Annotated in this window: 23 protein-coding genes; 13 read left to right on the top strand and 10 right to left on the bottom strand. The window is 42.4% G+C overall.

Annotated elements, in window-relative coordinates; translation table 11 throughout:
* Positions 1-69: 69 nt before the first annotated feature.
* Positions 70-897 carry a class II aldolase/adducin family protein gene (locus AAEY93_RS07290; protein ID WP_124013570.1) on the top strand — a complete coding sequence of 276 codons (828 nt, stop codon included), beginning with the start codon at positions 70-72 and terminating at the stop codon, positions 895-897.
* A 432-nt stretch (positions 898-1,329) separates the two neighbouring features.
* Here the strand turns inward: AAEY93_RS07290 and AAEY93_RS07285 are convergent, their stop codons facing one another.
* A complete protein-coding gene (locus tag AAEY93_RS07285; RefSeq protein WP_124013571.1) occupies positions 1,330-2,343 on the bottom strand; it encodes an AraC family transcriptional regulator in 1,014 nt (337 codons plus the stop codon).
* A gap of 148 nt (positions 2,344-2,491) precedes the next feature.
* Here AAEY93_RS07285 and AAEY93_RS07280 point away from each other — a divergent pair, with 148 nt between their 5' ends.
* Both AAEY93_RS07280 and AAEY93_RS07275 read left to right on the top strand, forming a co-directional pair.
* The gene (locus AAEY93_RS07280) at positions 2,492-2,821 is read left to right on the top strand and encodes a 2Fe-2S iron-sulfur cluster binding domain-containing protein (protein ID WP_124013572.1); all 330 of its coding nucleotides are present in this window, start codon (positions 2,492-2,494) and stop codon (positions 2,819-2,821) included.
* Between the two features lie 9 nt (positions 2,822-2,830).
* On the top strand, positions 2,831-4,000 hold the full coding sequence (locus AAEY93_RS07275; protein ID WP_124013573.1) for an alkane 1-monooxygenase: 1,170 nt from the start codon (positions 2,831-2,833) through the stop codon (positions 3,998-4,000).
* 63 nt (positions 4,001-4,063) lie between these two features.
* Here the strand turns inward: AAEY93_RS07275 and AAEY93_RS07270 are convergent, their stop codons facing one another.
* The 5 genes from AAEY93_RS07270 to AAEY93_RS07250 form a co-directional block, all read right to left on the bottom strand.
* The gene (locus AAEY93_RS07270) at positions 4,064-5,173 is read right to left on the bottom strand and encodes a sensor domain-containing diguanylate cyclase (protein WP_351075789.1); all 1,110 of its coding nucleotides are present in this window, start codon (positions 5,171-5,173) and stop codon (positions 4,064-4,066) included.
* Between the two features lie 685 nt (positions 5,174-5,858).
* A complete protein-coding gene (locus AAEY93_RS07265; RefSeq protein ID WP_124013574.1) occupies positions 5,859-6,041 on the bottom strand; it encodes a hypothetical protein in 183 nt (60 codons plus the stop codon).
* A gap of 181 nt (positions 6,042-6,222) precedes the next feature.
* Positions 6,223-6,597 carry a DP-EP family protein gene (locus AAEY93_RS07260; protein ID WP_351075785.1) on the bottom strand — a complete coding sequence of 125 codons (375 nt, stop codon included), beginning with the start codon at positions 6,595-6,597 and terminating at the stop codon, positions 6,223-6,225.
* A gap of 42 nt (positions 6,598-6,639) precedes the next feature.
* Positions 6,640-9,918, bottom strand: coding sequence for an nSTAND1 domain-containing NTPase (locus AAEY93_RS07255; protein ID WP_351075782.1), 3,279 nt, complete (start codon positions 9,916-9,918; stop codon positions 6,640-6,642).
* Between the two features lie 204 nt (positions 9,919-10,122).
* Complete coding sequence (locus tag AAEY93_RS07250; protein WP_124013577.1) at positions 10,123-11,088, bottom strand: 2-dehydropantoate 2-reductase; 966 nt, start codon at positions 11,086-11,088, stop codon at positions 10,123-10,125.
* A 672-nt stretch (positions 11,089-11,760) separates the two neighbouring features.
* Here AAEY93_RS07250 and AAEY93_RS07245 point away from each other — a divergent pair.
* Positions 11,761-12,726, top strand: coding sequence for a sensor domain-containing diguanylate cyclase (locus AAEY93_RS07245; protein WP_351075779.1), 966 nt, complete (start codon positions 11,761-11,763; stop codon positions 12,724-12,726).
* A 214-nt stretch (positions 12,727-12,940) separates the two neighbouring features.
* Here AAEY93_RS07245 and AAEY93_RS07240 read toward each other — a convergent pair whose 3' ends face one another.
* Positions 12,941-13,387: a MarR family winged helix-turn-helix transcriptional regulator gene (locus tag AAEY93_RS07240; RefSeq protein WP_351075776.1), complete on the bottom strand. Its 447-nt coding sequence runs from the start codon at positions 13,385-13,387 to the stop codon at positions 12,941-12,943.
* 204 nt (positions 13,388-13,591) lie between these two features.
* Between AAEY93_RS07240 and curA the strand changes: the two genes are divergently transcribed.
* The 4 genes from curA to AAEY93_RS07220 all read left to right on the top strand — a co-directional run bounded on the left by curA (position 13,592) and on the right by AAEY93_RS07220 (position 16,953).
* Complete coding sequence (gene curA / locus AAEY93_RS07235; protein ID WP_351075773.1) at positions 13,592-14,620, top strand: NADPH-dependent curcumin/dihydrocurcumin reductase; 1,029 nt, start codon at positions 13,592-13,594, stop codon at positions 14,618-14,620.
* A gap of 43 nt (positions 14,621-14,663) precedes the next feature.
* Positions 14,664-15,341, top strand: a complete 678-nt coding sequence (locus tag AAEY93_RS07230) for a type 1 glutamine amidotransferase domain-containing protein (protein WP_335687293.1) — start codon at positions 14,664-14,666, stop codon at positions 15,339-15,341.
* A gap of 123 nt (positions 15,342-15,464) precedes the next feature.
* Positions 15,465-16,085 carry a glutathione S-transferase family protein gene (locus AAEY93_RS07225; protein ID WP_351075770.1) on the top strand — a complete coding sequence of 207 codons (621 nt, stop codon included), beginning with the start codon at positions 15,465-15,467 and terminating at the stop codon, positions 16,083-16,085.
* 268 nt (positions 16,086-16,353) lie between these two features.
* On the top strand, positions 16,354-16,953 hold the full coding sequence (locus AAEY93_RS07220; protein WP_351075767.1) for a hypothetical protein: 600 nt from the start codon (positions 16,354-16,356) through the stop codon (positions 16,951-16,953).
* On the opposite strand, the gene AAEY93_RS07215 is transcribed toward AAEY93_RS07220, so the two are convergent.
* Together AAEY93_RS07215 and AAEY93_RS07210 are read right to left on the bottom strand one after the other, a co-directional pair.
* A complete protein-coding gene (locus AAEY93_RS07215; RefSeq protein WP_351075846.1) occupies positions 16,943-17,776 on the bottom strand; it encodes a TIGR03899 family protein in 834 nt (277 codons plus the stop codon). The genes AAEY93_RS07220 and AAEY93_RS07215 overlap by 11 nt on opposite strands.
* 66 nt (positions 17,777-17,842) lie before the next feature.
* Positions 17,843-19,024 (bottom strand): MFS transporter, encoded by a 1,182-nt coding sequence (locus AAEY93_RS07210; RefSeq protein WP_351075843.1) that lies wholly within the window; start codon positions 19,022-19,024, stop codon positions 17,843-17,845.
* 214 nt (positions 19,025-19,238) lie between these two features.
* Here AAEY93_RS07210 and AAEY93_RS07205 point away from each other — a divergent pair, with 214 nt between their 5' ends.
* The 5 genes from AAEY93_RS07205 to AAEY93_RS07185 all read left to right on the top strand — a co-directional run bounded on the left by AAEY93_RS07205 (position 19,239) and on the right by AAEY93_RS07185 (position 24,839).
* A complete protein-coding gene (locus AAEY93_RS07205) occupies positions 19,239-20,642 on the top strand; it encodes a hypothetical protein (RefSeq protein ID WP_351075764.1) in 1,404 nt (467 codons plus the stop codon).
* Positions 20,643-20,684: 42 nt separating this feature from the next.
* Positions 20,685-21,848, top strand: coding sequence for an imelysin family protein (locus AAEY93_RS07200; protein WP_351075760.1), 1,164 nt, complete (start codon positions 20,685-20,687; stop codon positions 21,846-21,848).
* A gap of 141 nt (positions 21,849-21,989) precedes the next feature.
* Positions 21,990-23,615, top strand: coding sequence for a di-heme oxidoredictase family protein (locus AAEY93_RS07195; RefSeq protein ID WP_351075758.1), 1,626 nt, complete (start codon positions 21,990-21,992; stop codon positions 23,613-23,615).
* Positions 23,616-23,783: 168 nt separating this feature from the next.
* Complete coding sequence (hemG, locus tag AAEY93_RS07190; RefSeq protein ID WP_351075755.1) at positions 23,784-24,305, top strand: menaquinone-dependent protoporphyrinogen IX dehydrogenase; 522 nt, start codon at positions 23,784-23,786, stop codon at positions 24,303-24,305.
* Positions 24,306-24,308: 3 nt separating this feature from the next.
* Entirely contained in the window at positions 24,309-24,839 is a 531-nt protein-coding gene (locus AAEY93_RS07185) for a cytochrome b/b6 domain-containing protein (protein WP_351075752.1), read from the top strand.
* A gap of 367 nt (positions 24,840-25,206) precedes the next feature.
* Here the strand turns inward: AAEY93_RS07185 and AAEY93_RS07180 are convergent, their stop codons facing one another.
* Positions 25,207-25,863 (bottom strand): thiol:disulfide interchange protein DsbA/DsbL, encoded by a 657-nt coding sequence (locus AAEY93_RS07180; protein WP_124013588.1) that lies wholly within the window; start codon positions 25,861-25,863, stop codon positions 25,207-25,209.
* Positions 25,864-26,303: the final 440 nt, after the last annotated feature.

Raw genomic sequence — 26,303 nt, 5'->3', positions numbered from 1 at the left:
GTATCATTTGAATTTATTTTAGGCTTGGTTAAATTAAAGTCAAACTAAACCAATATAAGCAGACTCAAGATGACCATTTCACACGACGAACACGAAGCACAACAAGCCCAACAAATTAAAAAAATGACCATTGGTACCGATAAGTATCCGATGCCGTTACCGCCAAAATTTGACAGTAAACAACAGCAACAACAATTTGAAAAACAGCGCCTAGCCGCTGCATTTAGAGTGTTTGCCCATTATCGATTCGATGAAGGTTTGGCGGGCCACATTACCTTGCGTGATTGTATTGATCCCGATTCATTTTGGGTAAACCCTTTGGCGGTGCATTTTTCTAAAATTAGGGCATCAGACTTAGTGCGTGTTAACCATAAAGGTCAAATTTTGGAAGGTAAGCACCCGATTAATAATGCCGCGTTTGCGATTCATTCACGTATTCATCATGCGCGCCCAGACGTGAATGCGGTAGCCCATGCCCATACCACTTATGGTCGTGCGTTTTCGGCATTAGGTGAGTTACTGAAACCGATTTCACAAGATGCTTGCATGTTTTATGACAACCACAGTGTGTTTGATACCTTTACCGGTGTGGTTGCCGAGGTGTCTGAAGGCGACATGATTGCTGAGGCGCTGCAAGGCCATGCGGCGGTGATTTTACAAAATCATGGCTTATTGACCGTAGGGAAGTCAGTTGATGCGGCCACGGCCAACTTTGTTATGCTAGACAGTTGTTGTCATAGCCAATTACTGGCACAAGCGGCAGGTGAACTTAAGTTGATTGGCCATGATATTGCCACAAAAACCCGTCAATTTAATGGGTCTGACTTAGTCACTTGGGGTAATTTTCAACCTCTGTATCAAGTCATGCTGGCTCAAGATAACAGCTTTTTAGACTAAGCTTGTTTAGCCACAAAGCAGTTTAATACGCGTTTATTATGGTGATCTGAGGTTCGCTAAGCTTGCTTAGCGAACAAAAATGACCGCCCATGACAGATTGATTATTAGCGGAATACGACGACCCTTGGCGCTTGTCTTGATGATGTTTAGCATGGGTTTAAGGTTAACGCAGTTTGCTTTTTTACGTTTATGGCATACTCACATTCGTGACCTACATTAGATACTCACACTCGCGACCCATATTAGATATTCACACTCGCGACCCATATTAGATATTCACATTCGCGACCCATATTCGCGACCCATATTCGCGACTCATATTAGATGCTCACACTCGCGACTCATATTAGATACTCACACTTGCGACCCATATTAGAAACTCACATTCGCGACCCATATTAGATACTCACATTAGATACTCATCTTAAAAACTCATATTTCGGATCCTGTCTTTTGCTGCTGGCGGTATTCACTTGGGGTCATGCCTTGCCAGCGCTTAAATGCCCGCCGAAAATTAGTCACATCCACATAACCTAATTGATATGCCAGTTGTTTAATGCTGCCTTGAGATTGCGATAAATAATGCTTAGCAATGTGATGGTTCACCGACGCCACAATAGTTTTATAGCTACTTTGCTGTTGAGCTAAATGGCGATGCAGGGTGCGTGGTGTCATGTGAAAATGCGCTGCGGTGTCACTCAAACTGGGTAATGGCATCGGGCTTGGCAATAAATACTGATACAGCTTATCACTCAAACTCTGCTGTCCGTTAAGTAGATCGAGTTCGTTAATGCACCATTGTCTGGCTTGCATAAATGAGCTGGGATCGGCCATCTCAAGGCGTTGGGTTAACAATGTTTGGGTTAATATAAACTGGGTGCTAGCTTGGTTAAAATGAACTGGCACCTTAGTTAATGCCGAATATTGCTGCCAATAAGTTGGCGCAGGGAAGCTCAGATTAATCTGACATAACGCCGGAGAGTGCGGACTGAGTTGTTGCAGCAACTTAGCAATAGTCACCAAGAGTGCATCCATAAACGGTTGTTGTATTACGCCTAGTGGTTGTACTTCTTGGAATGTTATGACCATGGTGTCGGCCGTTTCGTGGATATTTACCCTAACCAGCGGCGTGCGGGTGTTAATAAACTGCTTCAATGTATCAATGGCTTGTTTAAGCGTGCTGCTGTTAAGCATGGCAAAACCCATCATGCCATGAGTGTTAATGCTTATTCGATTGCCGACATGTAAACCTAGGTCTGGTCTGGCCGAAAGATTGATTGCAGAGTTTATTAGCCGTTGATAATCATCAAAACTCACTTGATAGTACGGGTCTTGTAATTGCTCAAGTGTGATGCCGTTATGCCTCAGCCAAATGTTAACATTACATTCCCACAGGCTTAGTTGTTGATAAACTTGGTTTAAGTAAAAAATTGGCAGTGGCTGCATAACATTCTTATCAATGGATTTAACTTAGTTGTAACGGATTTTGTTGCATTTGTCTATTAATGACCCCTTTATGTCCATCTCCCCCTCTTTTCTATCTTGGATGCTGGCGTAAAGTTAACCTTTAACCTTTAACCTTAAAGGACGGCTTATGTTGTCAATGTTTACGGCCAAACCTGTGACCCTAACGATTAATGACCAGAAAGTGATTGAGCGAGTCAGCGTAAAGCAAACCATTTTAACGTCTGCACTGGCGGCCAACATTCGCTTTCCTCACCATTGTCAGGTGGGCAGCTGTGGCGCTTGTCGGTGCCAGTTAGTGTCTGGTGAGGTTAAACAGTTAACCGACAGTGCTTACGTGTTATCAGCCAAGGCGATAGCTCAAGGAATGATTTTGGCGTGCCAAAGTGTGCCAAGGTCTAATGTCAGTATTAAACTGAATTTTCGTCAGCGTCAGCTGGCTGATGAGCCGCAAGAGTAGGACACTGTGATGTTTAAATATCTTAAGTTTATGTCGTTTCACCTTATGGCGCTGATTGCCATTGCCAGTATTACCTTGGGTGAGTCATACATCAGTATAGGTTTTGCTATATGGGTGGCGGTGTATTTAGGTGGCGATATTTTATTTGGTGATGATGTACACACGCCGAGCTATCAGTTTCCGGCCTTGCTGACGTGGCAATTATGGTTGGCGCTGCCCTTAACCGTGATGTTGGTGTTTGTTAGCAGTTGGCAGTTTGCCAGCCAGGATATCGGTCAATATGGCGCTTTGATCACCCGTATCAGTGGTTATGATGTGTTATTGGCGCGAGAAAATACCAGCCTGATCCAGTATGGGGTAATGGTGATTTATTTAGGCTTAGTGGTTGGTGTAATGGCAACAATTACCGGCCATGAGTTAAGCCACCGAACTTGGCAGCCGGTGTCATTATTGATTGGCCGCTGGTTATTGGCCTTTAGCTTTGATGCTAACTTTGCCATTGAGCATGTGTATGGGCATCACAAGTATGTTAGTACCTTGGACGATCCTGCGACTGCGCCCCGTGGCCGGAATGTGTATGCGCACATTGTTATGTCGACCATTAAAGGCAATATAAGTGCCTGGCACATTGAGCTACAAAGGCTTATGCGTAAACAGCTTGCGCTATTGAGTTGGCACAACAAAGCCTTAAGAGGATATGCCATGAGCTTAGTGATTATGGGGTGGGTGTTTTGGCTAGCGGGTTGGCAGGGGGTAAGTTTTTTTGTACTAATGGCGTTGTGGGCTAAAGCGACCTTAGAAATAGTCAATTACATGGAGCATTATGGCTTAGTTCGAGCGGTCAACTCGCCAGTACAACCACACCATTCTTGGAATACCAATAAACGGGTGAGTTCGTGGGCGATGTTTAATTTAACTCGCCATTCGCATCATCACGCCCAAGGCCAATTACCTTATCATCAATTGTCACCGTATCCGCACGCACCGCAAATGATTGGCGGGTATCTGAGTACTTTTGTCCTTACGCTTATTCCACCATTGTGGCATCAACTTATGTTGCCCAAATTGCAGCATTGGGATGCACATTTTGCCACAGCTATCGAGTATCAACTTGCCCTGCAAGCCAATGCAAACAGTGGTATTGCAGCTTATCAAACCTGTGCTAAAGCAAGTATTTGAACCAGTAGGCGGATTTATCTGCCAATGGCTATTCGCTAATGGCTAATTGTTAGTCGTTAACGGTTAGCCACTGATATTGATTCGATTACGCCCGCTTGATTTTGCGCGGTAAAGTGCGGTATCTGCTGCGCATACTAGGGCTGTTGGGGTGCGATATTGACCGCCGCGTTCACAGGCAATACCTTGGCTGACACTGATTTTAGTTTGCGCAGGCAACCCCAAGTCGGTAAAGGTTAATTGATTAATACTTCGCTGAATTTTTTGAGCAATATATTCAGCTGTTAATGGGTTGCTGTTGGGTAAAATGACCACAAACTCTTCGCCACCATAGCGGGCTGCCATGGCATTGCTTGATGGCAATGCATCCAAAAGCACCTTGGCAATTTTTTGCAAACATTTATCGCCATTCACATGACCAAATTGGTCGTTAAATATTTTAAAATAATCGACATCGATAATGATTAAACACAAGGGTTGGTCGTGGTTAATACTGTCATTCCAGTTGGTTTGCAGGGCATCATCAAAGGCGTGACGGTTTGCAAGGCCAGTTAATTTATCTGTGTGAGCCAAGTGGCGCAGTTTATGGTACTCAGCTTTATGGTTGGTTAAGTTATGCATGATACCGATGAATAATGGTTCAGATCCCATTTGCATTGAGGGTAAGCATGACAATGACAAGTCGGCTTCGAGTAAGGTGCTGCCACCGCGATTAATGATAATTTCTTTTGGACCGTGATTAAACGGCGCGGTTTGTTTATTGCTTGCATTTGCCTTATTCCAAACATCAAATAACGATTGATATTCATCTTTAAACGGGCTTTGTAAATAATCGGTCCAAGTTTGGCCAATTAACATCTCATTATGTGCACCAAATAATTTAGCCGCCAATGGATTTATCATCTCAATCACACCAGCAGAATTAATCACAAAAATCGCTTCTGATATCGCACTTATCACATTGAGCAAAGTGGTGATTTGTAGGTTTTCTGCGGTGGTGATTTGACCATGTTGTTGTGCAGTCACCATGTTTTTATACATAACGTTTTCGCGAGTCATAAGGTTATTTGAAATCTGCTTTTTGACTATGCCAGGATATTTAGCAAACGAGTCTGTTAATTTAGTCACTCGGGAAATGGTGTCATTGAGTTCAGTTAATTTGTCATGGTTAAACATGGTGCATTCCTTTGTGTGTTTCGACTGTCGACTCGGTGCTGATGTCAAATACTCTATTAGGAATAATGCCTTTTTACCTTTCGGTAACCTTCTGGTTTTAACTTGTTGATTTGAATGTATTTAAATGGATTGCAAATTGATGTTTATTGAGTAAAAGTATTGCTATTGGCTAAATGTTATTGGTTAGCGCTTGAGTGTTACAGCGATCTGCAGGTGTGAGTTGATCCAAAATAGAGACATGACTGAGTAAAAAAACCTTGTATAGGGGCATACTAGCGGCTTGATACTAATGGCTTGATACTAGCGGCTTGATACTAGCGGCTTGATACTAGCGGCTTGATACTAATGGCTTGATATTAGTTGCTTGATACTAGCGGCTTGATACTAGCGGCTTGATACTAATGGCTTGATACTAATGGCTTGATACTAATGGCTTGATATTAGTTGCTTGATGCTAGCGGCTTGATACTAATGGCTTGATATTAGTTGCTTGATACTAGCGGCTTGATAGTGAGAGGTGATTGGTTTTTATAAGGCTAAAGATTGTCGAGCGGCGATATATTTTATATCAGGATAAGCATTCTATGGGGGGCGTTTTGTTGAACAACATAGACAGTACTGTACTGAACTGAACTGTAGTGTAGTGTAGTTAGTGTAGTTAGTGTAGTTAGTTAGTTAGTTTAGTTTAGTTGAGCAAGGTATCTTCGAGGGCATCTAACGCTGACATATCGCTTAATAGCACTTGCCGTTCTGCACTATTTTTGATCGGTGCCAGTGCTAAATCAATCTCTTGTTGGGTTGCCGCTTGGCTGATAATCGGAGCGGCACACAATATGGCGGCAAACACCAAAGAGATAGAACATTTCATACTAATTCCTTTTAAATATAATAAGTTAACTTTTAAAAAACACAGTGTGTTAATGAATAACACACGCCGTTTTAGCCATGGTTAGGCTATGGATTGGTTTAGCTATTGCTGGTTTAGCTAGGTTGAACAAGATAAAAAGCTCAGGGCAAGCCTGAGCTTTAATGTTTAATGTATTTAATATCTAGTTTGGGTGATTGATAATTTCAGGATCTGGACTGAGTACCAGTAAGGTATTGCTGCTGTTTGATAGCACAAATTGAAAGCCGGTATTGCCTGGTGTTTCATCTAAATCAGTTAATTGAATTAAGCTGCCATCGCTGCTGATGGTGATGGCATCGATAATTTTATCAAACGGGGTGGTAAAGGCCGCGCCAACAAATTTAAGCCCCTTACCTGTTTTGTCAATTAGCCGGTAAGAGATGGTGCTGTATTGGTTAATGACCACATTGCCACATACTGCGGTGCCATCTAGGTTGGTGTAAGTAAATATTGGCACATCATTGTCGAGGGTGACGGTGAGGTTAAAAAACGTTGCTTGGCCTTGAGTATTTGACATTATATTCTCCATACTTTTTGTTTAGGGTTTAGGGTTTAGGGTTTAGGGTTTAGGGCTAAACCTAAAATCGGTTATGGCCGAATTCTCTAGCAGTTGAACTATATCTGGGTGTTGCTTAAGCTCTTTGAGGCAGTCGAGGGCTTTAGCATAAGGAATGGTAAATTGTGGATCGTTATTGTGATCGATAATAGGTGCCAATTGATTTTTAGCTTGTTCACACAGTATGTCTACCTCTTTGGCCTGACCTAAGGATGTCAGCAATGTTGCCGCAAGCATGTTGCTTTGAGCTAAACCTGCTGAATAGGAAGTGTTTTGGTTAAATTCCGTGGTTAATTGGCTAAAAGACACAATAGCTTGGCGCGCATAAACAAGGCTTTCTGAAAGCAGTCCTTGTGACGCTAAATAATTTGCCGCAGCCAGCTGATATTTAGCCCATAGGTCATTTTTCTTAGTTGATGTTACTAAGGTCATATCTGTAGCAAGTATAATTGCTAAAGATTCAATACTATATTCAGTGCCCTGTTCAATTGGGTCAGGGCTAAATGTCAACATATCAAGGTAAGCGTAATATTGTTGGGTCTTCCAAATATCATTTTTCGGGTCTTGTTTAAGGGCGCTAGTCATCGCTACTAAACTAAGTTGTGCTTTGATAAAGGCTTGTTGGCGCTGGCCTTGATAACTTAACAAAATCGCCAGTTGTTGGTAGCTACTGGATAGCCGTTCAAGTAAATAGGGCTGTTTTACTAATGCTTGATTGGCCAAATGTTGTTGAATTTGTTGATGTATTTGTATTGCCGCGGTAATGTCACCTTGGGCGGTGGCGGCGCTGGCAAGCCACGAGCGTGCATTAGCAATATCGGCGATTAACTGGCTATTGGTTTGATCTTTAAACCATATGTTTAGTTTTAACAGCAATGATTGCTCAAATGCCTCTCGGGCGGCAGCAAAGTGTTGCTGCTTCATGTAAATCGAGCCTAAGGAGTTGTGGGCATAAGACAATTCCATGACCGCATCGTTGTCCTCTGGCGCGTATTGATACATGGCTTGGCTGTAGGTTAAATACTGCTCGAACCAAGGCTGCGTCGCAGCCCAATCACTTTGATCGTACTCAAGCTGGCCGAGCCAAAAGGCATTGGCGCCTAAGGTTTTAAGTAAACTGAGGTTTTTGGGTTGTATTTCAAGTAACGGCAGCATGCGTTCACGGGCGGCGATTAATGCGCTGTGGGCTTCGTCGGTATTGCCGCGCGAATAGGCCACTTCGCCCATGGCCTCTAAGGTTTGGCTGTGTTGAAACTGGGCTTCAAAGCTTAACGTGCTGACATCGTCGGCAGAAAAGTCGCTGAAATATTCCAGCGCCTTGCTACTGATCCCATCGAGCAAGTCCATGCGGCCAATGCCGCGCATTTTATCGGCGAATTCGCCCACCATAAAACCAAGTAAGTTTTCTGCCGCAAGGCGTTTTTGCTGGGCTTGGTTTTCGGCTTTAATACTGCGTGCGCTCATGGCGATAGCAATAATCGTTAAGGTAACCAGGGTCAGCATGGTAACGCGGCGACGCCACCGGCCAGCATTGGCCTGTTTGGTTGACGCTTGGATCAGGGCGGCTTCGTGTGGCTCTAAGGTAAATAACGGATTGGCGACTAAGCTTTGTGCCTCTATTAAGGGCTTACCTTCGGTGAGTAAATAGGCGGTGCTTTTTGACTCATTTAGCCAGCGCTGTGACTGATGCTGTAAGCGGCTTTTAATGGCTAAGCTGTCGCTGTGCTGGGTTATCCACTGAGTCGCACGGGGCCAACGTCTTAGCAATGCTTCATGGGCAATACTAAAACAGGCTTGGTCGTATTGCAGATGTGACACAAATAAGCGCTTGTTGACCATGGCGTTAACCAGATTTCGTTCCGCTTCGCTATTGAGCCTTTCCAAACTTGCCGCGCGGCTGGTGACCGATTTTTCATCTTCGGATAAGGTCACTAACATGGATAACACTTTAGGTAATGCGCCGCGTTCAGCGTCGCTAAGATTGGCGAGCACTTGTTCAGCATTTTTACCGATAGCGCCTTCTAAACCGCCTAGTGAGTGATAAACCGAGACTAATAGCTGGTCATTTTCATCGCGCTTGAGGTACAGGGCTTCTAAAGTGTATTGCAACATGGGCAGGGCATCGGGGTTTGAGGCGGCGTCGCTGCAGAGCATTTCGTCCAATGGCATGGCGGTATTAGGGTCTACTGACCAGGTGAGGTTAGCGGCATTGGCCGGCAAGCGGATCATTTGCATCAATTCGGTTCGGGTTGGCGCAGATAAATCGAAATGTGAGCCATTGGCTTTGCCTGCCATTAAGCTTGGATGACTGACCACTTGGGGGTAAAAGTCGTTGCGGCAAGCACTGAGCACCAGTACAACCCCTGAGGTGGCTAAACGCTCGAGAATATCTAAGGCATCTGTGCGCTGTTGTTCGCTATAAATAGGCGATGATAACAACACTTCTAAACGGTCAACGAACAAGCAAAACTGCGCTTGGCTGTATTGATAACTTGGTTTAGCCGCGGTTATTGCCTGTTGGCATTGGGCGATGACGCTAGGCATATCTTGTTCAAGCTGCCGGGCAAGATCTTGTGCACTTAACTCGCTGAAAACGGCAATGTGGTTAACTTCCCAGTCGAGCATGGCGCAGGCAATATCAATAAGCAGCCTATCTTGGGTGACATCGGCTAAATCTATGCTGGCATAATCGAGCACGCCGACACCATTAAAGCCGCTGGCGCTTTTTAGGTTAGGAATAACACCGGCATTAATTAACGACGATTTACCTGTGCCGCTTGGGCCAAGTACTAAGCAAAATGCGCGGCCGAATTTGATTTGTGCTGTAATACGATTGAGTAAGGTATCGACTTGTTCACCCCGACCAAAAAACACCTCGGCATCGTTCGGTTCAAATGCGCGTAAGCCGGGAAAGGGTGATTGGCCTTGCCATGGCTCAGTCGTAATTCTTGTTTGGTGACCAATGGGAAACTCAACCTTGGCAAGGGTGCGGTAACCGCGTTTGCGGATGGTTTCAATGTAACTGGGGTTTGATGCTTGGTCGCCTAAGGCTTTGCGCAGTTGGGTAATGACTTTGTGTAGCGGGTTATCGCCAATGGCGATGCTGTTCCAGCAGTGGTGAATAATATCATCAGCGGTGAGCACTTCCCCTTGGTGTTGGCACAGTAAACGCAATACATCCATGGCTTTGGGTTCAAGACTGCGAATGATATCACCCGACTGAACACTGTTACTTTGCGGATTAATTTGCCATTCGCCAAAAAAGAAACTGCTGTTGCTCATGTTTGATTGTTTTCCAATACGTTAATCGGGTTAAGTTTTAGGCCAATTTAAGTTACACCATGATCACACTCATCCAGAGATAGCCTGGGTCATACTATTTGTGCGCGTTTGATTGTAGGGTGCGATTACGTCAGTTGTATTTTTGGTGCAAAAATAACAGTGAATTACATTTGCCTCGACAACGATATCGCATATAACTTCTGGTCAATGTCGTTGTTCTAGTTGTTTAATGTGTTCTACTATTGCCCGATTAACTGGCGTTTTTACGCCATATATTTCCCCAATACTGACGACTGCACCATTGATGAAATCGACTTCAGTTTTACGTTTAGCTTGGATGTCTTGCCACATTGAGGAACGCGCTTTGGGATCGATGTCGAGCATCTGTTTAGCAACTAGCTTAAATAACCAATTTGGCAGTGATAAAATGGTGGGTAACCAAGTGGGCTTGACCTTAGTGTATTGATGTAATTGGATATCTGCTGCCTCGCATACTGCTAGCCACTCCTTCATTGCCTTAGCCAGTACGCGGCGATTTTTATAATGGCTTAACTGCTGTTTAATCGGCAAATTGGTGACAGCATTAAGGGCATTATTGAGATTTAATAATAATTTACCGTAAATCATCGGAGTGAAGTCTGCTGCTATGTCGCAACCAAATCCTTGGCAAATTAATGCCGACTGAATCGCGACAGTATGAGGATTTTTTTGCAAGGTAAATACGCCTTCAGTGCCTTTGTGAAACACGCCATTAGGCAGTTGCAGTACATTAAACGGCGTGATCCCTTGGAGTAAGGCGTAATGATCGAGCGAGTCTTTAATGCTGTCAAAACTGCCGAAGCCATTTTGCATAAATATAATGCTGCTATGGTCATGGGTAATGGCCATTAACTGATTGGCAATAGTGCTGACTTGATGGCATTTTAAGGTAACAAATACCACATCAAATTTGCCATTAATTGATGATTGTTGAGTAATGTCAGTGATTAACGCTTGCGGCATCACGGTCTGATTAAACCCTTGATAATCACTCAAGGTAATGCCGTTATTGGCGATGATTTTTTGCTTAATTGCTGGGCGACAAATTAACGTCACTTTTAAACCCGATAGGCACAATTGTCCTGCTAAATAACATCCTGTTGAACCTGCGCCAAAAATTGCAATTTCCATTGTGGGTTAATTCACTGTTAGTTAGTTAGCGGCTTATTATTTAATCGCTTATTCATGACTAGACGATTTTTTAAATCGCTATAAAGGTAACATGACCTTTTACTTGCTTGTAACATAACAGATATTTTGGCAGTGTAAAAATTTAGCCCATTAAAATAAAAAAGGGAGTATCCATGAATAAAAATACTATTAGCACCATTGCCTTGGCGGTGCTTGGATTAACGATGGGGTAGACGATAGCTTGTTACGCTTGAAGTGGGCAACTATGGCGATACTGTAGCGATACTATAGCGATACTATAGCGATAGTATGTCGATGCCAGTGAGCCCTGTTGAGCAAATAGAGGCGTTGTTAGAGGTGCCTTTTGTGATGAAAGCCAGCGTTATTTATAAGCAGTTATGTTATTAATCATAGTCGATCAGTAATATCGATAATATATGTTGTCGCGAGATTATCGATATTGTCGATCACAGTACAATGGAATTAATACATTTTAGTTTATTTTCAATAACTTGATAAAAAGGCTTTAATGGTTTGATTTTTACTGCAGATGCTCTCATACTTATTTAAACAGTATGATTGACTATATCGTTATTAATAGATGTTATTTACTTTTTGTGGTTAACACTATTAATGACATACATGGATGTGGATAGTAGCTAAGGAATGCTCGTGTCGATTGAAACCATCGGATTATTGATTTTCATCTTATTATCATTGATTGCCTTGTTGCTGTTTTTGAATCTTAATCAATATCGTCAGCATCAAGCTAGAAAGATGATATCAGATACCTATGAACTTATTTTAGACCAAGTCGATGTCTATATTTATGTCAAAGATACCCAGTATAAGTATATTTTTGCCAATCAACTCACCCTCGATTATTTTGGCGTCACGCTTGAGAAACTAAAAGGCACTTCAGAACGAGATTATTTCCCTGCCAATATCGCTGATATTTTACATCATAATGACAATAAAGTGCTTAATTCACAAAGTAAAATAGCTGATGATATTATTGTTGATACCGAAGATTCTTTGATTGTGTACCACGAGGTTAAGCAACCCTTATATAATCAAAAAGGCATATTAATTGGTCTCATTGGTATTTCTACCGATGTCACCGCTGAGTATCATTTACGTTCAAAATTAGAGCTGCAGGCGAATACTGATCCGTTAACCGGCTTATTCAATCGGCGCTCATTTACCTCATTTTGTGAACACGAGTTTTTGCGTGCTAGCCGCTATTTCCAACCTTTTTCGTTAATGATTATTGATATTGATTTGTTTAAAGCGGTCAACGATACTTATGGCCATTTAGTGGGTGATGAGGTGATTAAGCGCGTTGCCAATATATGTCATGACCAGATCCGCGAGGCCGATGTATTGGCTCGAATTGGCGGCGAAGAATTTGCCATTTTATTACCCGATACTGATATTGATTCTGCTTATATACTGGCAGAACGCTTAAGGGAAGCTCAACAACAATATGATGAACCGCTGGCACCGCCAATAACCATTAGCATTGGTGTAGCAACAATACATCCTCAAGATAAGACATTTTTAGAGCTTTTTAAGCGGGCAGATAAGGCGTTATATTCGTCAAAAAATATCGGACGTAATAGTGTCAATATAGCGTAATAGTATGTACTTGATGACTGATGTGTTGTGCGTCGCAGCGGATCACATTGAGTATCATGGCCATCAGTTAATGTGACAATCCGATGTAATAATCATATTAAATAGCTCATTGATCTTAAAAATTGTTAATTTAAGTTGCACGCAATTGGTTATCGTGATTATCATATAGCAAGTGCAAAGCAAACTTAGTGCAAGTTTTTGGTCATTTTGTGCGTTAGAGCTCAATATGTGATGGGAGTTTTGCTCTAAATTGGTCCAATTGTTGTTTAAGTTCGGTGAGTTCAGATGTATCGATACCGCATTGTTCAATAACACATTTGTGGATCTGCTCAGCTCGGGGTTGAAGTTGGTGACCTTTTTCGGTTAATTGCATGGATAACATCCGTTCGTCTTGACTATCGCGAATGCGTGTCAGTAGCCCATCGGTTTCGAGACGTTTGATCACAGGTGTTAATGCACCCGATTGTTGACCGAGTTTACCGGCTAAGGTTTTTAAGCTTAAGCCATCTTGCTCCCAGAGGACTAACATCACCAAATATTGGGTGTAGGTTAGTCCGATAGAGTCAAGTAACGGTTTATACAGCTGCGTGATGGCCAATGACGTTGAATAAACAGCAAAACACAACTGGTTTTCGAGTAATAGAGGTTGATTTTTATTCATATCAGTTATTTAGCTCGCAAAGTCATTGATCAGATTTGGACTGATCAACTTAAGTAAAAGAAACGTATTATTTGGCCTTGGTTGTTTATGGTAGCAGTGTTTGCAAGATATCAGTATTACTGCTGTAAATAGCTTTTAACAACCGAGGTCATATTGTCTTCTCAGTACCATTTTATGGTGCTTATGTTATTTAAAGGACACAAAATGAACACTCAAAATCGTCGCATCGTACTCGCCAGCCGTCCTCAAGGGGAACCTGTTGCCAACAACTTCCGCTTAGAAACCGTCAACAAACCTGTACCGGCAGAAGGTGAGGTGTTATTGCGCGCGGTGTATTTATCACTTGATCCCTATATGCGTGGCCGCATGAATGATAGCAAATCATATGCAGAGCCCGTCGCCATTGACGATGTTATGGTGGGCGCGGCGGTATCACAAGTTGAAGTGTCTAATCATCCAGATTACAAAGTGGGTGAGTGGATATTATCGTTTGGTGGTTGGCAAGATTACTTGGTATCAAATGGCGAAGGCTTAATGAAGTTGGGCGATAATCCAAGCAATCCTTCTTATGCCTTGGGTATTATGGGCATGCCAGGCTTTACCGCTTATATGGGCTTATTGGACATTGGTGCACCTAAAGCGGGTGAAACCATTGTAGTGGCAGCCGCTACTGGCCCTGTTGGTGCAACGGTTGGCCAAATTGGTAAATTAAAAGGTTGTCGAGTGGTGGGTATTGCCGGCGGCGCAGAAAAATGTCGTCACGCCAAAGAAGTGCTAGGTTTTGACGAATGTATTGACCACAAAGCGGCTGATTTTGCTGAGCAACTGGCAAAACATTGTGATAACGGCATTGATGTGTATTTTGAAAACGTTGGCGGTAAAGTGTTTGATGCGGTTTTACCGTTATTAAATACCGGTGCTCGAGTGCCATTGTGTGGATTAATTTCTCAGTACAATGTGACCTCGTTACCCGATGGCCCTGATCGTTTGTCATTACTGATGGGCACTTTGCTGGTTAAGCGTATTAAGATGCAAGGTTTTATTATTTTTGACGATTACGGCGACCGCTATCCAGAATTTGCCAATGATATGGGGCAATGGTTGGCACAAGGCAAAATTCAATATCGTGAACAAATTGTCGATGGTCTTGAAAACATGACCTCAGCCTTTATCGGGCTGCTAAAGGGCGAAAACTTCGGCAAGGTTGTCATTAAAGTAAACAATCCTCTGTAATCTAACCGATTACGGATAAACAAACTCTATTTAAGGAATAACAATGAAAGTATTAATGGTATTAACATCGCACGACAAATTAGGCGACACAGGTGAGAAAACCGGTTTTTGGTTAGAAGAGCTAGCGGCACCATACTACGCATTTACAGACAAAGGTGTTGAGGTTGTGCTGACGTCACCTAAAGGTGGCTTACCGCCATTAGACCCGACAAGTGATAAAGAAGATTTTCAAACTGATTCTACCCGTCGTTTCACTGCCGATGCTACAGCACAGGCGTTATTAGCCAATACGCACACATTGGCATCAATTGACGTAGCTGAGTATGACGCGGTGTTTTATCCTGGTGGTCATGGTCCGTTATGGGATTTAACCAATGATAAAGACTCGATTGCGTTAATTGAGCAGTGCTACAAAACCGACAAGCTTTTAGGCTTGGTATGTCATGCACCTGCTGCGCTTAAGTACCCTAAAAAGCCAGACGGCACCCCATTAGTTGCAGGTAAGAATGTGACTGGGTTTACCAATGGCGAAGAAGCAGCCGTACAACTCACCGATATTGTGCCATTTTTAGTTGAAGATATGCTGCAGCAAAACGGTGCTACTTATTCTAAGGGTGATGATTGGCATCCATATGCTGTGGTTGACGGTAAATTAATTACGGGTCAAAACCCAGCGTCGTCAGAGTTAGTGGCAGAAAAAATGTTAGCGTTATTAGCGTAATATTGTTCATAGTTAAGAGACGCTAGAGCAATCTAGCGTCTCTTTTTTTATCACAGGATTGGCATTGAAGTGGACTGTAATGACTTCTTTTGCGAACGCCTTTACCCTAGAGAGAACATCTAAATGATTACCTTACATCACTTAAATAAATCACGTTCAAAACGCATTATTTGGTTACTTGAAGAATTGGGTGTTGACTATAACTTAGTCGCCTACCAACGTGATGCAAGCACATTTTTAGGACCAGAATCGCTTAAAAAAGTGCATCCGTTAGGCAAGTCTCCGGTATTAGAAGCCAGCGGATATACTATTGCCGAATCTGGTGCGATAACCGATTACTTGATCCAAACGTATGCCGCGGATCGATTAATGCCAGCACCAGGCACGGCTGATTATATTGATTATCAACAATGGATGCATTTTGCTGAAAGCTCAGCCGCACTGCCATTATTGTTGAAAATGTTTGTCAAAATGGAGGGAGCCGAAACCCAGTTTATTGGTGGATATGCCGATGCTGAAACCGCCAAAGTTATCGGTTATGTTAATGACCGTCTAGATGGTAAGTCATATTTAGTCGGCAACAGTCTCAGTGGTGCTGATATTATGATGTCGTTTATTGCAGAGATTGTCGGTCAAAATGGCGAGTTTGAAAAATATCCAAATATTGCAAACTATTATCAGCAATTAATGAGCCATACGTCATTTAAAAAAGCGCTGCAAATAGAAGCTGAGCACGATCGTTAATCATTATCTTGTGGCATTTTGAAAGACGAACTCAGTTCGTCTTTTTTGTTGGTGTTGATATTAGCAATAAGCTAGAAATACATCATTTATAAGGTTTTTGTGGTGTTGATATTAGCGACAAGCTATAAATACATTATTTATAATGTTTTTGTTGGGTATTAATTAGCTTGCTACATGTTAAAGGTTACATTTTTGTTTAAAATTTGTTCGTTATAATACTAAGGTGTTAGTATAATAAAAGTGTTCTTGTTTGAAATAAGGTTACCTTATGTCTACTTTATCTGATGAAGAACTCGCTTACTTTAGCGATGTTTTTGCACCGGAAGATGACAGTACCGATAATTCATTAGCGAAACATTCATTAAGTGTCGCGACTGAAATACCTCAAGTACTTGCTCATATTCTGGGGAATGCCAAACTAACCTTGCTCGCTGAGATAAGCTATTATCAGTTGTGGTTTCCGTTAACCTTAAAACAAGATGACCTAGGACAATTTTCGCCACAGTTGGGCGTCCCTGAAGTGATTGATATGCGCGGTGGAGAACGCAGCTGGCGGCTTGAACATGTCAAAAACATCAAGGTGATGGATAATGACTCCGCGAAATATGTTGAGGTATTATCTTTGTCTAGCTCAGGGATGACGATTAAAGTGCCGCAAGAACTTAATGCCAAAATGCCACATTTAACCCAGCTTATTTTACCTAATGGTGTGCACCTTGATATGGTCTTTGAACCTGTAAGGACCGAGAACGGGATCATGGCGGCAAAAATTAGTGCCGAGGGTGAGTCGCGTGAAATTTTGCGCCAATTTTTATTTAGCGAACATAAAGCTAAGTATTCGCACCTTTATAAAAATATTAACCGCTAACAATAAAGTCCTTGGCTAATATGGTTTGAAGCGTAGTGATAAATTCATTATCACTTTTTGGCTGAATTAATTGGCATAACTCATCACCTACAGTGGTAAATCGATAATAGGTAAACAGCAAGTGCTGATCTTTGGGTTTTAGGGTCAAAGTGGCATTACACATCGTTAACTGAATATTTTCATTACTGCTTAATAGTCCAGTTTCAAATTCGCTTTTATGTAACAACCCCGCATCGACTAACGTTAAAATACTCGAATAAGGTAACCCGAACTGTGACAGGCCGAAGTTGGTTTGAGTATGCTTACGAAAATATTGCTTTATCCCGCCATTAATACGATAACTGCTGAGTAATTTAAATCTGGGTTCAGTATTAATTTTGACTGACATACCTAACGCTTTTTCAAAGATCTGTGCTTCTCGAAGCGTCAATTGTGTGAGCAGCGCCAAGGTGCGAAGGCTGAAATTACCAGGGTTGACGACTTCGCTGGCCAAAATTTTGGCCCATAAATCTTGCATCTTACGATTATGAATTTGTTCTGCCATTTGAAAGAATTGATAGCGCCAATCAGGATCTAACTCCACACCAGTAACATCCGATGGGGTGTAAGTGAGCGCTAAGGCAAAAATGCTTTCAAGGTTGGCCTGATGTTGGCTGAGTTGTTTGCGTTGACGGTGTTCTGCACGCTCTGCAACGGATGCAGTTGAAGGCCGATAATCTTCTTCGCTTGCTAAACCGATAATGCGCCCGAGCAATAAGGTTTTTTTGCGAGCGGACACTTGAGTGTTGCCATCTTGGATTTGCGTAACATCAACATCAGCCATCATTAAACCTCTTTATGCATTGCGCTTGCGTCATGTCTGTATGGTATGACATCTACGCTGAATCGTTTAGTGCTTTGTTCTTGATGGTGACCATAAGGTTTCTTTATCTGGTCGTGGATGGCGCGGAACATTGAATGCTAGCGCGAGTGAGCATACGGCAAATCCAGTACCGATAAAGAAAACCGACTTAGGCGAGCTTAACCACAAAATACCTAATAACGCCGGAATAATAACCGCTGCTATATGATTTATAGTAAAGCTGACCGACATGGTTGAAGCAATATCTTGTTTATCTGCAATTTTTTGAAAATAAGTCTTTGTCGCTATCGCCATTGCAAAAAGAAGATGATCAATGACATACAATCCTGCAGCAATATTTGCGTCGTTGACATAGGCGTAACAACTGAAAATAATGACTAAGCCAATGTATTCAATAATCAAGGCATTGCGTTCACCTATTCGACCAATAAAGCGGCCTATTTTAGGCGCAAAGATTAAGTTAACCACATAATTAATTAGAAATAACCCAGTAATTTCGGATACCGAATAACCGAACTTTTCAACCATCATAAAGCCTGCAAAGACCATAAATATTTGCCGGCGCGCACCAGAGAAAAAGGTCAGTAAATAATACAGCCAGTAGCGTTTTCTCATTATTAAATGCTTGTGTTGAATGGAACCAATGGTAAAACGAGGGAAATATACCGTCATCACAAACACCATCAATAATCCACATCCGCCAATGATGCTGTACATCCAAATGTAATCGAGGCTAAGCCAACTCATTATCAACCAAATTGATCCGTAGCCGAGTAGCGCCGCCGCCGAACGCCAAGCTAATGCTTTACCCATAAAGCCTGGTGCATCGGCCTTTTCAACCCATTGCAATGTAAGCGATTGATTTATAGTTTCAAAGTAATGAAAGCCAATCGACATCAGTACCGTCGTTAAATACAGCCCGATGACATCGGGAAACCAGCCGGTAATGCCCACACCAATACACAATAACGCCAACGATGATAATGCAAAGGTTTGCTCTTTGATCATTAACAACACAAACACTGCGGTAAAGGCTAAAAATCCTGGGATTTCTCTTAGGCTTTGTAATAAGCCTATCTCAGCTCCGGTAAACGCAGCACGTTCAATGACAAAGTTATTTAATAATGCCTGCCAAACAGCAAATACCATTGACATCACAAAGGTCATCCATAGCAGTAACTGTTGTGGATTTGTTTGTTGGCTAGCGATGGCGTTACCTCTTGTAAGTGAAGTGTCCGACATGGATGGAATTCTTGTTCTTAAGGGGATAATCCATCATGACACAAAACCGATTGTTAAGTGAAATGCATATCGCTGTAAATTAATTGCTTATAATAGTGTAAATTGTAATGCGAATGATTATCACTTGTAATATGCTTATCCCGTTTTGAGGGAGCATTAATGTGATATGTCGGAGAAAAAGATGAATAACAAGTTAACTTTGTTGGCAGTATCTGTCGCAAGTGTATTGGGCTTAAGTGTTATGTCGAATGCACACGCCGCAACGAATACCGAAATATTAGCTAAAGCAATTGCTAAACAGGAAGCTGAAATTGCACTACTAAAACAACAGCTTGCTACATTAGCTTCTGAGCAAAAGCAACAACAGCAACAAAACAAACTGGTGGCGACTCAAGTTGACACCGTGGTACAGAAAACTGCTGAAGCACATGATCGTTTTAGCCGTTTTAGTGTTAACTCATATGGCAGCGCGGTTTACACCAGTGATGAATATTTCGATAACGTCCAAGATACCTCTGCAGAGCGACGTAATCGTACGGATTTAGAGCGGATAGTGACTGAGTTTGGTTATCAGTTTACTGATGATTGGAGCATGGAGGTTGAAATTGAATATGAACATGGTGGCACTGGCTCCGCATTAGAATATGACGGCTTTGATGAATTTGGTGAGTTTGAATCTGAAGTTGAAGCGGGTGGTGAAGTGGTCGTTGAAAAAGCGGAAATTCGCTACCGCCCTAGCAAAGCGTTTGGGGTGAAGTTCGGTAACATTCATTTGCCCATTGGCTTATCAAGCATTCTGCATAAGCCTAGCCAATATTTGACCGTGCAGCGCCATAAAAGTGAGGCTGCAATGATGCCGACCGTTTGGAACGAAAACGGTATTGGTGTTTACGGCGAAATGTCAGACTTTCATTATCAAGCACAAGTCATTAGTGGCTTAAATTCTGAGTATTTTCGCACCTATGATTGGGTGGCATCTGGCCATCAAAAACGCTTTGAAGAAGTCAATACAGATGACCTAGCGTTTGCTGGCCGTCTTGATTACGGTAACTTTAAAACTGGCAGTGCTGTTGGAGTGGCTTATTACTTGGGTAATACCAGTGGTAATCGTCATAAAAGTAACAAGTTAGACGTTGATGGTGCATTAAGGATTGTGTCTGTCGCAGGTGCGTTTGTTGAAGGGCCTTGGATACTTCGTGGTCAATATTTATATGGCACGTTAGACAATGCTGATGCGATCACCCTAGCCAACAAAACCACCCCAGGTTTACAGCCCGGTAACTTTGCTCAATTGGGTTCAGAGTCACAATCGTTCTTTGTTGAGGCAGGTGTAAAGCTCGACGAATGGTTTGATATTCCGATGACAGTGTTTGCCAATATCGATTATTCCAATCCACTTATGGCCGTTGAAACGGGCACAGCAACCCAGCGTTATGAAAACACTTGGAGCAGTGTAGGTATTAACTATTCCCCTATACCTGAGGTTGTTATTAAAGCCGAAGGTGGTCTGCATCAAGTGGCAGTTGCCAGCATTCCTGACACTAACTTTTTTGCTTTGGGTGTGGGATATCAATTCTCGCTATAAGTTTATTTATTTTGAGTCATTTTTTTTACACGGAGTTTTATTATGCGCGTTAAACACACTGCAATTACACTGGCTTTAATCACTACGCTTTTAGCATGTGGCGGTTCAGGTTCTGATGATACAAGCACCGAAACCCCAGTGGTACCAACAACGGGGTTTAGCTTTGTCGCTACTGAAATGATCACCAATTTAACCGATGATGTCATTGTGGCCGGTTATGCAAATTTAGCCGCTAAAGGTGATGCTTTATTATTGGCAACACAAGCATTGCTAAGTGCTTCTACTACTCAAGCCGATTTAGTAGCGGCACAGAATGCGTGGAAATCAGCTCGTGAACCTTGGGAGCAAGGTGAGTCGCATATTTTTGGTCCGGTAGATTCATTAAGTATCGATCCGCATTTAGACAGCTGGCCATTAAACACCACCGATTTACAGACTCAGTTAGATAGTAACAGTGGTTTTGATGCCGAAACTATTAAAGCTTGGAATGATGACGTTCAAGGTTTTCACACCATGGAATACTTGTTATTTGGCAATGGCGTTGACAGCAATACCAAGCTTATTGCTAACCTTACCACCAGTGAACGTGAATATTTAATAGCGTTAGCGGAAGTGTTTCGTGATTATACCGCGCTGTTAGATGATGCGTGGCAAGTGAACTATAACGCTGAAGGTGCTACTGCTATACCTTATGCCGATTTACTTAAAACCCCTGGCGATGCAACTAACACTATTTACTCATCACAATTAGCTGTTATTGAAGAATTGATCAACGGCATGATTGGTATTGTTGATGAAGTGGGTAACGGTAAAATTGCCGATCCATTCGGAGAGTCATTAACCACGGCAGACACTTCTAAGGTGGAGTCGCAGTATTCGTGGAACTCACTAACCGACTTTTCAAATAACATCATTGGTGTACGTAACGTTTATCAAGGTGAGTTTACGGGTGGTGCCGATAAGCAAGGTTTAATTGATTTTGTGACAGCAGCTGATGCGACTTTAGCTACGCGTGTCGCCAGCGAAATTGATGATGCCATTTTAAAAATTCAAGCCATTTCGGGTAGCACTAGCATGCCTTTCCGCCAAGCGATTCTAGATGATGATGGCCGTGCTAGAACCCAGGTCGCTGTGGATGCATTAACAAAGTTACAAGCGACGCTGCAGTCAGATGTGCTGCCTTTATTATCTGATTGGAACTCATAATTTAGCTGTTACCGCCTCAATAAGGCCATGGAACGACCTTATTGGGAGGGTAAGTGTGACCAAAAAATAGAGAATCAACTCATAACAAGGTCGCATTACTGCCAAATAAACTCAATTTTAGTGTGAATGTGTGAGACAAAGATGAACAAATTATTAAGACAACCATATTGGTTTGTAGCATTACTGGGGCTTAGCCTAAGTGCTTGTGGTGGCAGTGGCGATGAAGTTATCTCTGAGCCAGTGGACCCCGTTACGACTTATCCTAGCTACACCTCTGTTATTGCCTTAGGCGGTGATACCACTACGTTTGATGCCAATAGTTCTGGCCATGGTTTTTCGACACCATCAGTTAATTTAACTGACGATGAACTCGAGTTACATTTAGAAGGTGATGCCAATTTTGAAGTGTCATTTACTACCGCACCGAATGAACAACATCCTGAACTTGATGGTTTAGGCCCAGTATTCAATAACGCAGACTGTAATTCTTGTCATCAACGAGATGGCCGAAATTCAACACCATTTGTCGCGGCAACTGAAACGCGCATTAAGTTAAGCTCTGCTGATGGAATTTTCTTGCGTATTAGCAAAGCTTCAGCAGAACCTTGTATTGAAGGTACGGCAGATAATAATTATTGTGCGCCAATTAAAGTGCCTGATTTTGGTGATCAACTATTTCATCGTGGGGTATTAAAAGCGCGTGCTGATTGGCAAGACAATTCGTTTGTTGGCCAAGCTGACGTGTATTTGTCTTATGAACGTCATGATGAGGTCTATTCGGACGGTGAAACGGTTAGCCTGAAAAAGCCTATTTTTGAAGTGGAGAATCCTTATGACGCGCCAGGTGAAACCAAGCAAAGTGCGAATGTGACGTCTAATTTACTTCAAGATGATGTGTTGATGGGTTGGCGTAATGGCATGCCTGTGTTCGGTTTAGGTTTATTAGAAGCTATACCTGAAGCAAGCATTTTGGCCAACGTTGATGCCGATGACAGTAATAGCGATGAGATTTCTGGTCGAGCTAACTGGGTATTTGATGCCGTAAAAGCACAAAATGGCGATAGTACACCTGTTTCTTTAGGTCGCTTTGGTTGGAAAGCCAACACGCCAAGTGTCCGAGTACAATCGTTAGGCGCTTTGCGTGGTGATATTGGTATTACTAACCCGTTATTTCCCGATGAAAGCATTGTCGGCACGAGTTTACATGATTCATATTTAACCCGCACAGGATTTGTCGATACTGGTGAAGATGTTGATGGTGCGCCAGAGGCTAGCGCAGAATTCAGTGACTCTGTGGTCTTTTATGCTGAAACGTTAGCGGTACCCGGTAGACGTAATGTAGACGATAGCGATGTTCGTCAAGGCGCTCGATTATTTGAACAGCTCAATTGTAGTAGTTGTCATACCCCATCATTTGTGACCAAAACGTCGGGTGATATTGGCGGAATTCCGATGAGCGACAGTTTAAAAGGCCAGACTATTTATCCATTTAGTGACATGTTATTACACGATATGGGTGAGGGCTTAGCTGACGGTCGTCCAGACTTTTTAGCCGATGGCAATGAGTGGCGCACACGACCGTTATGGGGAATAGGGCTTACGCAAACCGTTAACCCACAAGCTGGTTTTTTACATGATGGACGTGCGGCAACCTTGGAAGAAGCTATTTTATGGCATGACGGTGAAGCCAAAACATCTAAGCAAGACTTTATGGCATTAACCCAAACTGAGCGAGTTCAAGTTATCGCATTTTTACAGTCGCTATAAATGTTTTTAAAAATCCAGATGCCCTAGATCCTTTTCTAGGGCGTTTTTTGCGCAGTATTTCACATTGCCGCTATTGTGGATCATGATGACGTGATCTATTTCATGTAAATTTTGGCACTAGTGGACTAAAATATTGAATTACTTTAAATGATTTCAATGAAGGTCAGCATGAGTCAGATTTTACTGATCCATTCAAGTGTCCATGGTTACACTCAAAAAATATGTGAGTATTTACAACGTCAGCTAGCTGCGCAAGATCAGCAGGTCACGGTGGCATCTTTAGCAGATGCTCCCGATTTAGCCCTGTTTGATAAAGTGTTCATCGGTGCCAGTATTCGTCATGGCAAACATCGTCCAGCGTTGTATCAATTTATTGAAGCTCATCGTACGGAATTAGAAAACAAACCCAGTGGTTTTTTTTCGGTTAGCTTAGTGGCGCGTAAACCGCAAAAAAACACCCCGCAAACTAATAGCTATATGCAGCAATTTTTACAGCAAAGTGTTTGGCAACCAACATTATTACAAGTGTTTGGTGGTAATTTAGACTACCAAGGCTACGGTGTGATGGACCGAAATATTATTCGGTTTATTATGTGGATAACCAAAGGCCCTACCGATCCTAATACCAAGGTAGAGTTTACCGACTGGCATAAAGTTGATGAATTTGCTCAGCAGATCATTGAGGCATAATTGATGAAGCCAGCGATGACAGCATCGCAGTGGTGCGATGCGATAGCCACTAAATTGCACGCCGTAACAGGGGTGTTGAGCGTTTTGCTTATTGCCACTAGCCCGTGGATATTAATGGGGCGGCGTTTGCAGCCTAATAGCAGTGGTTGGAATAGCTGGCATGTCTATGGTGGTTTGTGTTGTGCTTTGTTAGCCGTAGCTTTTGCTTTTGATGTCTGTAGGCAAGGTCAATGGCGTCAGTTTTACCCTTGGATAGTGGGCGACTGGCGTCAATGTCAGCAAGACCTACTGGGCTTGTCTAAAGGGCAATTACCGCTATCTGGCGGTAAAGGCTTATTGAGTGTGATTGCCGGGATATGTTTATTGTTATTGCTGTTGGTATCTGTCACAGGTGTGGGGTGGTGGTTGGCTCAAGGTGGTGAATATGCACTGAGTTTACGCTATTACCATAGTTTATTTGCAAACTGTTTTGCTGGCTTATTACTCGTACATGCGTTACTTGGACTACTGCATTTACGTGATTTTTTTGATTAGAGAGCGTGGTCTGGTTCTGATGATCTGGTTATATCCTCCCAAGCCACTTCAACATGCTCGTTTCAGCGCTCCCGTAGGAAGAGCCTAGAGGGCTGCGCTGCTAGGAACTCGCAAGCTCGCCAGAGGGCGGTGCTTCGCTCCTTCTAGGTGCTAGGTCTTAGGTCCTAGGATCTAGAAGCGTAGCGACCCTAGCAGGACGGAGTCCGCCCTAGAACTTAGCAGTCTGCACATGCGTAATCCTGCATTTCGAGGTCGTTTGAGTATAGGTTCTTATCTCTGAATTACAGATGGGATAAATCGAAAAAAATGGCTATCAATTGATAGCCATTTTTTTCATTAGTGTTGATTACTCATCAAGATGCGGCCGTTATTTTGAGGTGGCTAAATAGTTCATCAACTCAATTAGTTCATCTAAAGTGCTAATTTCATTCATATTGATAGCGTATTTATCATTAACGATAAATGCGGGTACGCTACTGACGTTATATAACGTTTGTTGCTGACGCCATAAAGCCAATGCTTTATCGGTAGTACTGCTGTCGGCCAATGTGTCATAGGTTGCGGCATCGACACCAAATTGGCTGAAGATTTTTTTAATGTCTTCACGGCTGTTTATTTGTGATTCATGCTGGTGGCCTTGAGCATTGTGATCATGCCCATTGGCGCCTTTATCACCTTGGATAGCCGTAAACATTGCGTGGTTGAGCTTTTCTGCTTGACCAACCTCATGAATAACAGCCAGTGATCGCATCACTTCAGTGCCTAAATCGCTGTTCATAAAGTCAACATGCTTAGTATCGAAGGTGACCTCTTCATCTAATCCTGCTTTAATCTCAGCAAGATACTGAGTTTCCATATTGAAGCAGTTATGGCAGTAAAATGAAAAAAACTCAGTGATTTTTGGCGTACTAGTAACCATATTATTGGAAATTTGAGTGTAATGCTTGCCTGCAACAAATGGCGCAGCAAATGTGCTAAATGAGGCTGCTATGAGCGTCAATGCAACGGCGAAATATTTAATCATGTAAAACCTCAGATCAATGTTATTAGCGAGTAATCAATAGGATTAGATTAATCTGCTCGAGCTAATTAGGGTAAGTTTCTAAGCTGAATTATGGCTTAAATCATCAATTAAAAAGGCGTTAATTTCGTGATCCGTGCGTGCTTTATGAGGTTAACCTCTGAATTAAGGCAAGATATTGAAGTGAACTTAATGATTATTAAGGAATGTCATCATAAAGTGGCATTGAGTTGTTCAATCTAGATGATGCGATATAGAAGGTTAATCTGGATAATTAACCAAAGCCTGTTTATTGATGGCTGTAAATAGCTAACGATTAAATGGCTAATGCGCATCGCTAAATAACTAAAGCACAGTTAGTCATGCAGAGTTCTGTGGACAATCGCTATCATGGTCTATGAGTGTTCGACCAAGATATTGAGCCTGTAAATTATTGGCAGCCT

Source organism: Shewanella sp. CAL98-MNA-CIBAN-0140 (assembly GCF_040309905.1).
Taxonomy (GTDB): domain Bacteria; phylum Pseudomonadota; class Gammaproteobacteria; order Enterobacterales; family Shewanellaceae; genus Shewanella; species Shewanella psychromarinicola.
This window is presented reverse-complemented; position numbering and strand designations above follow the sequence as displayed.